The sequence below is a fragment of the Arenicella chitinivorans genome, from assembly GCF_014651515.1.
In the GTDB taxonomy this organism is placed as follows: domain Bacteria; phylum Pseudomonadota; class Gammaproteobacteria; order Arenicellales; family Arenicellaceae; genus Arenicella; species Arenicella chitinivorans.
This window is the reverse complement of record NZ_BMXA01000001.1, coordinates 217823-230252: the sequence shown is the minus strand read 5'-3', so window position 1 is coordinate 230252 and position 12430 is coordinate 217823. Positions and strand designations below refer to the sequence as shown.

Below are 12430 nucleotides of genomic sequence, written 5' to 3'. Positions count from 1 at the left end.
CCCCAATCTGGGTTGTTTTAGGGCTATCTAATCAGGCACAACTAATTCTGTCTGTTGGTAGGTCAAGGTATTCGATTTTAGATACAAGAATTGAGCTCTCAACTTTTTGTCCTGACTCAGAGCAGCAAAGATAGTTTCATAATATGAATTAGGAATAAAGAGGAACGCCTTGATTATAGAAATCTCGTTTTCAATTCCTCGCCGTTTCATAAAGCTGATATTATCCAACTCAGCCTGATGAGGCTGACCAGACTGTTTAATACTCTCTTCTAGGCTTATTACAGTTTCCATAGATAGACTAATGTCAATGCAACTTCTCATCGTCGGATGCGTGTACTTGTTGAATGCGTTTTTATAGTCTTGAAAAATCTTTAGATAGTCCGGTGCTTTTGGGAAATGTCGCTTCTGCTGATCAGAAAATTTTCTGTCATGTTCGAGCTGGAGTTTATTTGGCAACTTTTTGCCATACAGGTGTTTGCTATAGAATTCATTTGCGGAAGCAACATCTTTACTATTGCTAAAGGATTGATGAATATCATCATCGAAGTCTGTAAGACACAGGGCAGTCAATAATGCGACATGCTCATGGTATGTCCTTAATGCCGAACATGCGACGGCTGCATAATCTTGATTTATGACTTGAGCAATAGCTTTTGATTGAAACATCACGGCTGGAATTAAGACTGCGAGGTTCCCCTTCTTAGACTCGAATTCATCTCCTTTGACTCTCATCACTTCAGCCAAAACCAAATCCAGCCATTCGTTCCATCCGGATATAAGCTGCACCAAGTTGTTATGTCTCATTCAAATTTAGCCTCGCAGATTGCGTTGGTTATGTATGGTTGGCTTTTAAGCAGCGCTAAGCAATCAAGAAAACACTTGAATTAAAACCTAGCATTTGATCTTTCATATAGCTCCACAAACCATGTCGAGACACTAAGAATCTTTTTCTGCTTCCCTGTTATGCCAGACTCGAAGAATATAGATATCCTTGTCCTCGATGAGGTAACGCACAGTGTAATCCCTGACATAAAGATCACGGATTAACTCTGGGTTGTCTGCTTTTATGACGGGTAACCCTAAGTAGGGGAAAATTTTTAAGCGTGCGATGCCCTCTTGGATATCAATTGCTATACGCTTTGCTGCGAAAGGGTTTTTAACTTCTATAAACTCGACGACGCGCTGCAAGTCGTTAACCGACTCTGAAGTAAATCTTACATTCATACTTCAGGTTTAGGTTTTCGCTCTTCAGTACCCCAAGAATTAAGCCAAACATTCACATCGTTCTCACTCATTGTTCTGCCCTGCCGGACTGATTCTAAAGCTTCGAGCGTGTCTTGCCATCGCGAATCTTCTAGCGACTGTTTAGCTAAAAATTCGATAATCGCCTGATTTATTAGGTAATTTTTACTACGATCCAGCTTCTTTGCCAGAGTCTCCAACGGTTTATCTAACTCTTCATTTAAACGAATACTGGTAACACGCATGTTCCACCTACGCTAAGACGTGATTTGTAATACAAAGTATTACAAATCACGACCATAAAGGCTAGGCCCGCATTCCAAGATCCGTTAGAGAAATTTGGGTGTTTACGGACAAACGGTCGACTTAAAACCCCAAAACGCCCGATTCAAGCACGGTCGATAACTTTTCGTTTTGCAGCAACTCAACCGCTCGCTCAATATCGGTCGCGAAGTAACGGTCTTTGTCGTAGAACAAAACCTCGGCGCGCAGAATTGATTTTGCTTGCTCGAGCGGTTCGCTGCTTTTGAGTGGTTGACGAAAATCGATTCCTTGTGCCGCGGCGAGCCATTCAACGGCCAAAATCCCAGCCACATTCTCGAAGATATCTGCCAGACGCCGACCAGCAAAGGTGGCCATCGACACATGGTCTTCCTGATTCGCTGAGGTCGGCAGCGAATCAATCGAGGCTGGATGTGCCAGAGTTTTGTTTTCACTGGCGAGCGCAGCGCTGGTCACTTGGGCAATCATAAAACCCGAGTTTACACCGCCGTTTTCAACCAAAAAAGGCGGCAGTCCACTGAGGTTTGAGTCGATTAGCAAGGCCATACGACGTTCCGATAACGAACCGATTTCCGCCAGTGCAATGGCCAGCATGTCAGCGGCCATGGCGACCGGCTCAGCGTGAAAATTACCGCCCGAGAGAATGGTGTCCGTGTCTGCAAAGACCAGTGGATTATCAGACACCCCATTGGCTTCCACCAGCAACACCTCGGCAGCGAATCGAATCTGCTGCAAACACGCGCCTAACACTTGTGGTTGGCAACGGAGTGAATAGGGGTCCTGCACTTTGTCGCAACCGGAATGACTGGCACCGATCTCAGACTCCAACAGCAGCGCACGATACGCACTGGCCACGTCTTTTTGCGCTTGATGACCCCGCGCGTCATGAATACGCGCATCAAATGGAACCCGTGAGCCCTTCGCCGCTTCTACCGACATTGCACCAATAATGGTTGACGATTTAAGCGCATTTTCGGCGTAGAACAAGCCTTGCAAAGCGAATGCCGTACTTGCCTGCGTCCCGTTCAATAGCGCCAGACCTTCTTTTGGTGCCAGGGTGATCGGCTCAATGTCGGCTATTTCGAGCGCACGTTTGGCCGAGATACGCTCACCTCGATAAAACGCTTCGCCTTCACCTAACAGGACAGCGCTCATGTGCGCGAGCGGGGCGAGATCGCCTGACGCACCGACAGAGCCTTTCTGCGGAATCGCCGGGTAGACTTCACTGTTTACGAGATGGATCAACGCATTAATCACGGACAGGCGAATGCCCGAGTAGCCACGCGCGAGCGAGTTGATTTTGAGCACCATCAGCAAACGCACAGTGCTTTCTGACATAAAAGCACCAATACCCGCTGCGTGTGAGAGCACAATGCTGCGTTGCAAGGTCTCCAATTCATCGGGGGCAATTTTGGTGTTGGCCAATAGACCAAAACCGGTATTGATACCATAGACCGTGCGCTGTTCTTTGATAACGTTGGCAACCGTGGCTGCAGCGTGCTCAATGGCAGTTTCACACGCCGGATCCAGCGACACCTGCACAGCATGACGGTGCACCAGTCTTAATTCATCCAGTGAAAGTGTTCCGGGGTTTATTTGTAGTGTGTGCATTTCCTAATTCTCTCGCAAAAATCAAACATCCAACATCGGTAAATCCAAGCCTTGCTCGCGCGCGCAGTCGATCGCAATCTCGTAACCAGCATCCGCATGACGCATCACACCCGTGCCCGGATCATTGCGCAGCACCCGGGCCACACGTTGTTGCGCTTCCGCCGTGCCATCACACACAATCACCATGCCCGAATGTTGACTAAAACCCATACCAACACCGCCGCCGTGATGCAAACTGACCCATGTTGCACCGCTGGCAGTATTCAGCATCGCATTCAACAAAGGCCAATCGGATACCGCATCGGAACCGTCCAACATGGACTCTGTCTCACGGTTTGGTGACGCCACGGATCCGCTGTCCAGGTGGTCGCGTCCGATTACGATCGGCGCTTTTAATTCACCGCTGGCAACCATTTCATTAAAGGCCAGACCCAAACGCGCTCGGTCTTTAAGGCCAACCCAGCAAATTCGCGCTGGCAAACCTTGAAACTGGATACGTTCACGTGCCATGTCGAGCCAGTTATGCAAATGTGGATCGTCCGGGATCAACTCTTTGATTTTGGCATCAGTCTTATAGATATCCTCTGGGTCACCACTCAAGGCAGCCCAACGAAATGGCCCGATACCTTGGCAGAATAAGGGACGAATATACGCCGGCACAAAGCCAGGAAAATCAAACGCGTTCTCCACGCCCTCTTCCAACGCCATTTGGCGAATATTGTTGCCATAATCCAGGGTTGCCGCACCGCGCTCCTGTAAAGTCAGCATTGCTTGCACTTGAATTGCCATCGAGACTTTAGCTGCTTTCACCACCGCCGCCTCGTCTTTCTTACGCATATCGGCTGCTTGACGCATACTCCACCCTTGCGGCAGGTAGCCGTTCAATGGGTCATGCGCACTGGTTTGATCAGTGACCACATCGGGGGTTATCCCACGTTTCACTAACTCAGGAAAAATATCAGCCGCATTGGCCAATAATCCAATCGAGGTTGGTTTTCCGGCGTGTTTGGCTTCTTCCAGCATCGCCAACGCCTGATCCAGGCTGGTGGCTTTTTGATCTAGATACCGCGTCTTGATGCGAAAATCGATTCGACTTTCATCAACCTCAACGTCGATCATTGAAAATCCCGCCATGGTTGCAGCCAATGGCTGTGCACCACCCATGCCACCAAGGCCAGCTGTTAGCACCCATTTACCGCTCGCGTCGCCACCAAAGTGCTTCTTTGCAACGCTCACAAACGTTTCATATGTCCCTTGCACAATGCCTTGAGAACCGATGTAAATCCAGCTGCCGGCTGTCATTTGGCCGTACATCATCAAGCCCTGCTTATCCAACGCGTTAAAGTGCTCCCAATTTGCCCAGTGCGGCACCAGGTTGGAATTGGCAATAATCACGCGCGGGGCATTCTCATGCGTTTCAAATACTCCGACTGGTTTGCCACTTTGCACCAACAAAGTCTGATTATTTTCCAGCCGTCGGAGCACCTCCACAATCTTGTCGTAGCAGGCCCAGTTTCGGGCTGCACGACCGATTCCACCGTACACCACAAGGTCTTGTGGATGCTCGGCTACCTCGGCATCAAGATTATTCATCAACATACGCAACGGCGCTTCTGTCAGCCACGATTTGGCACTCAGTTCAGTGCCAGTCGCGGCCTTGATACTGCGTTTGATATCAGTTCGATTCAAATTCATGGTATTCATAGTCAACTCAGATCAGTTAAGCCGCCGATCAAATCGACGACCTGGGGTTAAAGTTAAGATGCCCACCTAGCCGATAACGGTTTCCTGGGTGGATCAAGGTCGCGACGCTGACGATGCCGCGCGATGAATAAGTTCGGCGCGAGACCCGTAAACACGGGGTTACGGTGTCTACGCCGAGATGGTTAGGCAGATCCGCAATTCCGCTTTCAGCAGGCAAAATCGCATCGATGATATGATCCGCCTCGGTCAGTGGCGCGACCTGCGACAAGTATTCATGCGGGGTCATACTGGCGAAGTTCTGCTGCAAGTATTCCGGGGCGAGTTCGGGGTTGACCAAACGCTCCTCCAATTGAATAGGCTGTTCGTTTTCCAAAAATACCAGCATTGACCGAAACACCTCCGCAGGCGATTTCAAGCCCAGCCATTGCGCCTGAGAGTCGGTTGCTGCGCAGGCCTCTAATCTCAATTGCTGCACCGCAAACCGGTGACCACGTTCACGAATCTCGTCTGCAATATTGCGGATTTCAATCATTGAACTCATCGGTCTTGAATCCGCAACAAAGGTTCCTAAGCCCTGACTGCGAAACAAAAAGCCCGCATCCGACAACTCCTCCAACGCGCGCCGTGCAGTCATGCGACTGACGGAGAACTGTTCTGACAAGCGATTCTCGGATGCCACGCGCGTGCCTGGCGTCAGGGTTCCACTCTCGATCTGATCCAGCAGGTGTTGTTTAATCGCTTGGTATCTGGGTTCGCTCACAAGGTCAATCTCGACGGTACAATCTGCCGCACATACTACTTGTATATACAACACTATACAAGTAGTATGAATCGCACCACGCAACTGAGATGTATTTATGTCCGCGCAGACCAAACCACCACAGCTCGACTGGCTAATCCGCAACGCACGCGTTGCTACTCTGAGCGATTCTGAACACACCTACGGCGCGCTTAACAATGCCACGATTGGGCTCGCGGCAGGCAAAATCGCGGTAATTGAAAGCGATTCAAATGCAGCCGAGACCTTACATGCAACGAACGAAATCGACGCACAACGGCAATGGCTAACACCAGGGCTTATCGATTGCCACACACACCTCGTTTTTGGGGGTAATCGCGCACAGGAATTTGAGTGGCGCCTGCAAGGCGAGTCTTACCAAACCATTGCCCAGCGCGGTGGCGGTATCGTATCGACCGTGAATGCAACGCGCACATTGTCACAGGAAGCGTTGTTCGAGCAGTCCGCACCCAGGCTGGAGCGGCTACTGGAAGAAGGCGTGACCACGGTAGAAATTAAATCGGGGTACGGGCTCAATCTACAACACGAGACCGCCATGTTAACGGTGGCTCGTCGACTTGGCGAAGAATACCCCGTGACGGTACGCACGACGTTTCTCGGCGCACATGCCGTTCCACCCGAATTTCAAGCTGCAAGTAACCCAAAACAAGCTTATATCGATCACGTTTGCCAGGAAATGCTACCAGCTATTGCGGAATCCGGTCTGGCCGACGCGGTGGACGTATTTTGCGAGGGTATCGGGTTCAGCGTGGCGCAGTGCGAGCAGGTGTTCCGTGCGGCACAGGCGTTTCAGCTCCCGATTAAAGGCCATGTAGAACAACTTAGCAATTTACGCGGTGCGGTGGCAGCCGCCAAACACCATGCCATGTCCGTCGATCACATCGAATACCTGGCAAACGATGATGTGCACGTATTGAAGGACACGGTCGCTGTGTTATTGCCGGCCGCTTTCTACTTTCTGCATGAAACTCAAAAGCCGCCCGTCAACGCACTGCGCGCGGCAGGCGTGGCGATGGCAGTCGCATCCGACCTCAACCCAGGCACTGCGCCCATGGCCTCGCTCCTAAACGCGATGAATCAGGCCTGTGTGCTATTTGACCTTACCCCAGAAGAAGCCCTGCGTGGTGCAACCTGTCATGCGGCACGTGCACTGAAGTGCCACGACAAGGGTGTTATTCGCGTTGGTGCAGATGCAGATCTCGCACTCTGGGGCATTGATCACCCGGCTGAACTATCGTACGCAATCAACTTCCATCGACCTACAGCAGTCTGGCAAGATGGAAAGCTCAGCAAACAAGCACGAATGTCAAATGCGTGACCACCAATTTAAGCAACTTTGGCAGGGGCGGACCGACCCCGAAGGCGGGGCTGCCGGCCTGCGTTTGCACCAGCATGTCCAGCCTTACTCCAGCGCAGTTGCCCCCGGAGGGATAACGCTGGTGGGGCTCGCCTCGGATCTCGGTGTGCAATACAATCTGGGCCGCACTGGCGCCCGGGAAGGGCCACCAGCGATCCGTCGCTGTCTCGCCAATCTCGCTTGGCACGACACCACGCCCTGCTACGATGCCGGCGATATCGAGATCGAAATCCAAGCTGACCGTGAACCTCTCCAAACAGCGCAAAGAGCCTATGCCGGTGCGGTATACAACGCGTTATGTAACCAACAATTTGTGATTGGTTTGGGCGGGGGGCATGAAATAGCTTGGGGTAGTTACCAAGGTGCACGCCATTACTTGGATCATTGCGGCAAAGAGCGCGCGGTGCTTGGCATCCTCAATTTCGATGCCCATTTTGACCTACGGACGCCACCCGACGGCGTCGCTTGGCAGGGCAGCTCTGGGACACCGTTCTATCAGGTTAGCCAGGACTGCCAAGATCGCGATGTTGCTTTTGAGTATGCGTGTATCGGAATTAGCCGGGCCGCCAATACACGTGCGCTGTTCGACTTTGCTGCGTCGCACAATGTCAACTTTGTACTCGATGACGAGTGCGCACCGGCCACCTGCGCAGCCTTGGTCGCGGACTTGGTAGCTAAGGTGGATGCTTTGTATGTGACCGTCTGCCTTGATGCCCTTCCCGGTGACCTTGCTCCGGGGGTCAGCGCGCCAGCGGCCTTGGGAGTCTCGCTAACCACTGTGTTAGACACCCTTAAGTATGTTAAACATGCCTGCGCGGAACGTAACGTAAAATGGTTAATGCTCGATGTCGCTGAAATGAACCCGTCCTTGGACCAAGATAATCGCACCGCCCGAGTGGCGGCACGATTAATCTATGAGGTAATGAATCTAACGTCTACCTAACGGGTAGTAACGCGGTGCTTACATATCTTCTGCCAATTCACTGCAACTGCGCAATTTTTCGGATGAAACGCCGATTTCCTTCGCAACCATCTCTTCCGCACATTCACGATATTCTGCCAGGCCGGTATTCGACTCCAGATCCAGCGCATTGAGATTCAAGGTATCAGGCAATTTGCTGGAGCATGCTTTAATTAGTTGCATTTGGAAATCCGGTCCAACTTTCTCCGACATGCCAGCGACTTCATCTGTCGGCACACCAAGACAGTTTGCCACTTTCGCCTCTTGCTCCTGTTTGTACTCTGACATCTCAGCTTGGTATTCAGCATACGCTTCGGGCGACAACTGCTCTTTAAGCGCTTTGTCGTTATTGGCTTCGATATCAGCCTGAGCATCTTTAAGTCGCTGCATCATCGCCAGTTGGCTTTGCACAAACTCGTCTTTACTGATGGTGCCTTCCTGTTGGGCGAAGGTCGGGGCGACAACCGCCAATGAGCAACACGTGAGCCCAGCAGTCAGGATTAGGGTTAATTTTTTCATAATAATGGGTGCGGCATACGCCACCGTACTTGGGTTTGGGTTAGGGTAAACCGGCATCATACCCAACTTGGGATTCACGAGAATACACAGTGTCGATTCTGTAATCTTCGTTACTCTCGTTACGAGTCAATTTATCACTCCTAGTTGGCCAGCTGAACCAAATACATTTGTTTCTTCTGGTCAGACAGAAAACTGGCCTCAAACCCATTTCGAATCAGAGCCAGCGTCTGAGAACGGTCTAGTCCGAGTGCCACGTGCATGGCATGGTAGTTCTCAGACAAATAGCCACCGAAATACGCAGGATCGTCCGAGTTAACAGTCACACAGAGTCCCTTTTCAAGCAGTTGCAAGAGCGTATGGTCTGCCATACGCTCGAACACACGCAAACGTACGTTCGAGAGCGGGCATACGGTCAATGGTATGCGCGTTTCTGCCAAGTGCGCCATCAACTCTGGATCATCGACACACCGCACGCCATGATCAATTCTATCTACCTGCAAGCGCTTTAATGCCTGCCAAATGTAATCAGCTGGACCTTCTTCGCCGGCATGTGCCACCAAACGATAACCGCGCTCACGCGCCGCAGCATACAGACGTACGAACTTCTCGGGTGGATTTCCTAACTCGGCGCTGGCAAGTCCAATCGCGACAAACTGGTCTCGAAACTCATCCGCCGCAGTTAAGGTCTGCAGTGCGTCTTCCTCACTCAGGTGTCGTAAAAGGCTCAAAATCAAACCAACAGACTGCCCCCAATCGTGTTCGGCCTCGTCGACCGCCCGTGTGAACCCAGCCATCATGGTTGAGAAAGACACACCATTGGGGGCATAGGTTTGTGGTTCAATCATAATCTCGCAGTGCACAATATTTTGTTCGCGACAGACGAGCAAATAGTCCATCATCAAATGATAGAAGTCCTCTTCGTCACGCAACACTGAGGCACCCAAATAATACAGATCGAGAAAGCTCTGCAGGTTCTTGAATTGGTATGCGGCTTCCACCTCGCCGACTGAGGCATAGGGCAGACCAATACCATGTTTGGCGGCCAGTGATAACATGCGGTGCGCTTGTAAACTGCCATCCAAATGCAAGTGCAGTTCAGTTTTAGGTATTGTCGCTAGCCATTCAGCGTATTGATCAAGCATGAAAATTCACTCGTTTTTAGGAATTAGGAAGGTGAAGCGAACACAAATTATCGTCAACGTGGTAAGGTCATTATACGCATTTTTGTTCGACCAATTTACCGGAGTTTCTACTCGTGATTCGCTCTCGTTCCCGATATTTTTCAGTACATTTTTACTTCACTCTTACCTTCTTCGCCGCACTGTTAACGGCGACGGCACAGGCTAAAAACATTCCTGACGATGCCAAGCCGACCTACTACATTTACCTGGCCGGACCCGAAGTGTTTTTACCCGACCCAATCCAAGCTGGCGTCGACAAAAAACAAACCATCGAGCGACTAAATAAGGAGCATAACTGGCCTTTCACCTTGGTTGGCTTATATCCGATGGACAACGAAATCGATGATTTTGCGCCTGATTTTAAAACCGGCATGAAAATCTATCACGCGAATATAGACCTTATGAACAAGGCTCATTTTATAACTGCCAATATGGTACGCTTTCGCGGCCCTAGCATGGACGTTGGTACCGCATTCGAAATGGGTTACATGGCTGGCTTAAACAAACCCGTGTTTGCCTACTACGATGCCAAACCGTTTTATGGTAAAAACGAAGCACCTGGAATCTATGCCGAGCGCGTTGCTCGTCATTACCCTGTCGACGCAGACAATCCAGGTAAAGACGCTCACGGCCAGTCCATTGAAGATTTTCAAATGGCCGACAATTTGATGATGATCGGAGCGCTCGAATCTGGCCGTGGCGAGATCGCCAACAGTTTTGAAGCCGCAGTTCTGCAAATCGCGCAAACACTGCAGTCCCAACTAAAACAAGGCATCACTCACTAATCTGCTCATTTTCAGAGCATTCTCCAGCAAGGCGTACTCCGTTTGTCGCTTTGCTACTCGCCATGGTACGCAACGCATGAATAACTGGCTCAACAACTTTTTTGCGATTGAACGCAATCACAGCTCCATCCAGCGCGAACTCATCGCCGGATTGACAACGTTTCTGGCGATGGCTTACATCACGGTCGTCAACCCCGCGATCCTGTCAGAAGCCGGGATGGATTTCGGCGCCGTCTTCGTGGCGACCTGCTTAGCCGCTGCGCTTGGCAGTATCGCCATGGGGCTATTGGCTAACTATCCTATTGCGCTCGCACCGGGCATGGGGCAAAACGCTTTTTTTGCCTACGGCATCTGTATCGGAATGGGGCATAGCTGGCAAGTCGCTTTGGGGGCGGTTTTTATTTCCGGCGTGCTGTTCCTCATTATTAGCGTGCTGCCGGTACGCGAATGGCTAATTAACTCCATCCCGCGTTCACTTAAACTGGGTATGGCCGCGGGTATTGGTTTATTCCTTGCGATCATCGCCCTGAGCAATGGTGAGGTCGTGGTGGATAATCCGGCCACCCTGATATCGTTCGGCGATCTGACGCAGCCGGCGCCAATGTTGTTGATGCTTGGTTTCGCACTCATCGCCGCATTGACTGCTCGCGGCGTGGTCGGTGCCGTGGTCATCGGCATTCTGGTTGTCACTGTGATTGCCTGGGGAACTGGCCTCACTGAATTCAAAGGTGTGGTCTCTGCGCCGCCAAGTGCCAGCGCTCTGCTGGAGCTCGATATCAGTGGTGCGCTAAACGTCTCGATGCTGACTGTGATTCTCACCTTGCTGCTAATCGATGTATTTGATACCGCCGGCACACTGGTTGGGGTTGCCACGCGCGCAAATATGCTGGATGCCGACGGCAAGTTGCCACGCCTCAACCGCGCCTTACTGGCGGACTCATCCGCCACGGCTGCTGGCGCACTGCTCGGCACCTCGTCCACCACCAGCTATGTGGAAAGTGCTGCTGGTGTAGAGGCCGGCGGTCGCACTGGGCTTACTGCAATCGTGACTGGCGTTTTATTCCTGGCCTGCTTGTTCATCGCGCCATTGGCGCAAAGTATCCCCCCGTTTGCTACCGCGGCTGCCTTACTGTTTGTCGCCTGCATCATGGTGCGGTCATTGGCCGATTTGGAGTGGGATGACATAACCGATACTGCACCGGCGGTGGTCGCGGCAATCAGTATGCCATTGAGTTACTCAATCGCTGATGGCATTGGCTTAGGCTTTATCACCTACGCCGCCATTAAAACGCTAGCCGGACGCGCCTCTGAGTGTCCGTTGGCGGTCTATATCATTGCGATCATTTTCGCGTTAAAGTTCACCTTTTTATAATATGCGGCCAGCCATTTCGGGCTGCGACAACAGAATTATGGACAAGATATTTATTACTGCGGAGGAACTCCTGCGCGATTCCTTCAAACTTGCCAAACAGGTGTGTGAAGGCGAATTTAAACCCAATTTTATTATCGGCGTGTGGCGTGGTGGCGCACCTGTTGGGATTGCGATTCAGGAGTATCTGGATTACGCTGGAATACAGACTGACCATATTGCGATTCGTACCTCGTCGTACACCAATATTGATCAACAGGAAAAAACGGTACGCGTTCACGGACTGGACTACATCGTTGACAATATCAATGCCGACGATCGTGTCCTGCTGGTGGATGACGTGTTTGATTCCGGCCGCAGTATTTTGGCGATCCTAGAACGCCTGAAAAAGAAGACCCGTCGCAATATGCCAGAACAAATCAAAATCGCCTGTCCCTGGTATAAGCCAGCACGCAATCAAACCGACATTGAGCCAGATTATTACGTCAATGAGACCGACGGTTGGCTGGTATTCCCTCACGAGCTGAAAGGGCTAACATTGGAGGAAATCCAACAAGGCAAGCCAAATATCGCCGACACCCTTCCAACGATCAACTAACGCCCAATTCGGGACCACCGGA

The 12430-nt window shown here is 51.1% G+C and carries 13 protein-coding genes; 5 read left to right on the top strand and 8 right to left on the bottom strand.

Annotated features, from left to right (window positions below):
• Positions 1-27: 27 nt before the first annotated feature.
• The 6 genes from IE055_RS01125 to hutC form a co-directional block, all read right to left on the bottom strand.
• Positions 28-804 carry a hypothetical protein gene (locus IE055_RS01125; protein WP_189398166.1) on the bottom strand — a complete coding sequence of 259 codons (777 nt, stop codon included), beginning with the start codon at positions 802-804 and terminating at the stop codon, positions 28-30.
• A gap of 132 nt (positions 805-936) precedes the next feature.
• Positions 937-1224 (bottom strand): type II toxin-antitoxin system RelE/ParE family toxin, encoded by a 288-nt coding sequence (locus tag IE055_RS01120; RefSeq protein ID WP_189398165.1) that lies wholly within the window; start codon positions 1222-1224, stop codon positions 937-939.
• On the bottom strand, positions 1221-1487 hold the full coding sequence (locus IE055_RS01115) for a CopG family ribbon-helix-helix protein (RefSeq protein ID WP_189398164.1): 267 nt from the start codon (positions 1485-1487) through the stop codon (positions 1221-1223). The genes IE055_RS01120 and IE055_RS01115 overlap by 4 nt, the downstream gene beginning before the upstream one ends.
• A gap of 121 nt (positions 1488-1608) precedes the next feature.
• Positions 1609-3135: a histidine ammonia-lyase gene (hutH, locus tag IE055_RS01110; RefSeq protein ID WP_189398163.1), complete on the bottom strand. Its 1527-nt coding sequence runs from the start codon at positions 3133-3135 to the stop codon at positions 1609-1611.
• Positions 3136-3156: 21 nt separating this feature from the next.
• Entirely contained in the window at positions 3157-4830 is a 1674-nt protein-coding gene (hutU, locus tag IE055_RS01105) for a urocanate hydratase (RefSeq protein ID WP_189398902.1), read from the bottom strand.
• A 37-nt stretch (positions 4831-4867) separates the two neighbouring features.
• The gene (gene hutC, locus IE055_RS01100) at positions 4868-5599 is read right to left on the bottom strand and encodes a histidine utilization transcriptional repressor HutC (protein WP_189398162.1); all 732 of its coding nucleotides are present in this window, start codon (positions 5597-5599) and stop codon (positions 4868-4870) included.
• A gap of 97 nt (positions 5600-5696) precedes the next feature.
• Here hutC and hutI point away from each other — a divergent pair, with 97 nt between their 5' ends.
• Positions 5697-6956, top strand: a complete 1260-nt coding sequence (gene hutI, locus IE055_RS01095; RefSeq protein ID WP_189398161.1) for an imidazolonepropionase — start codon at positions 5697-5699, stop codon at positions 6954-6956.
• On the top strand, positions 6949-7938 hold the full coding sequence (gene hutG, locus IE055_RS01090) for a formimidoylglutamase (protein WP_189398160.1): 990 nt from the start codon (positions 6949-6951) through the stop codon (positions 7936-7938). Before hutI ends, hutG begins: the two co-directional genes overlap by 8 nt.
• 18 nt (positions 7939-7956) lie before the next feature.
• Here hutG and IE055_RS01085 read toward each other — a convergent pair whose 3' ends face one another.
• Together IE055_RS01085 and IE055_RS01080 are read right to left on the bottom strand one after the other, a co-directional pair.
• Positions 7957-8553: a hypothetical protein gene (locus IE055_RS01085; protein WP_189398159.1), complete on the bottom strand. Its 597-nt coding sequence runs from the start codon at positions 8551-8553 to the stop codon at positions 7957-7959.
• Positions 8554-8615: 62 nt separating this feature from the next.
• The gene (locus tag IE055_RS01080) at positions 8616-9617 is read right to left on the bottom strand and encodes an adenosine deaminase (RefSeq protein ID WP_189398158.1); all 1002 of its coding nucleotides are present in this window, start codon (positions 9615-9617) and stop codon (positions 8616-8618) included.
• 113 nt (positions 9618-9730) lie between these two features.
• Here IE055_RS01080 and IE055_RS01075 point away from each other — a divergent pair, with 113 nt between their 5' ends.
• From IE055_RS01075 to IE055_RS01065, 3 genes are all read left to right on the top strand, one after another.
• The gene (locus IE055_RS01075; RefSeq protein ID WP_189398157.1) at positions 9731-10441 is read left to right on the top strand and encodes a nucleoside 2-deoxyribosyltransferase; all 711 of its coding nucleotides are present in this window, start codon (positions 9731-9733) and stop codon (positions 10439-10441) included.
• Positions 10442-10517: 76 nt separating this feature from the next.
• On the top strand, positions 10518-11813 hold the full coding sequence (locus tag IE055_RS01070; protein WP_189398156.1) for an NCS2 family permease: 1296 nt from the start codon (positions 10518-10520) through the stop codon (positions 11811-11813).
• Positions 11814-11850: 37 nt separating this feature from the next.
• Positions 11851-12408, top strand: coding sequence for a phosphoribosyltransferase (locus IE055_RS01065; protein WP_189398155.1), 558 nt, complete (start codon positions 11851-11853; stop codon positions 12406-12408).
• Positions 12409-12430 lie beyond the last annotated feature (22 nt).

What these genes read in the sequence shown, in the direction of transcription:
- IE055_RS01125 (WP_189398166.1), bottom strand. Translation starts at nt 804, where the DNA reads ATGAGACATAACAACTTGGTGCAGCTTATATCCGGATGGAACGAATGG.
- IE055_RS01120 (WP_189398165.1), bottom strand. Translation starts at nt 1,224, where the DNA reads ATGAATGTAAGATTTACTTCAGAGTCGGTTAACGACTTGCAGCGCGTC.
- IE055_RS01115 (WP_189398164.1), bottom strand. Translation starts at nt 1,487, where the DNA reads ATGCGTGTTACCAGTATTCGTTTAAATGAAGAGTTAGATAAACCGTTG.
- hutH (WP_189398163.1), bottom strand. Translation starts at nt 3,135, where the DNA reads ATGCACACACTACAAATAAACCCCGGAACACTTTCACTGGATGAATTA.
- hutU (WP_189398902.1), bottom strand. Translation starts at nt 4,830, where the DNA reads ATGAATTTGAATCGAACTGATATCAAACGCAGTATCAAGGCCGCGACT.
- hutI (WP_189398161.1), top strand. Translation starts at nt 5,697, where the DNA reads ATGTCCGCGCAGACCAAACCACCACAGCTCGACTGGCTAATCCGCAAC.
- hutG (WP_189398160.1), top strand. Translation starts at nt 6,949, where the DNA reads ATGCGTGACCACCAATTTAAGCAACTTTGGCAGGGGCGGACCGACCCC.
- IE055_RS01080 (WP_189398158.1), bottom strand. Translation starts at nt 9,617, where the DNA reads ATGCTTGATCAATACGCTGAATGGCTAGCGACAATACCTAAAACTGAA.
- IE055_RS01070 (WP_189398156.1), top strand. Translation starts at nt 10,518, where the DNA reads ATGAATAACTGGCTCAACAACTTTTTTGCGATTGAACGCAATCACAGC.
- IE055_RS01065 (WP_189398155.1), top strand. Translation starts at nt 11,851, where the DNA reads ATGGACAAGATATTTATTACTGCGGAGGAACTCCTGCGCGATTCCTTC.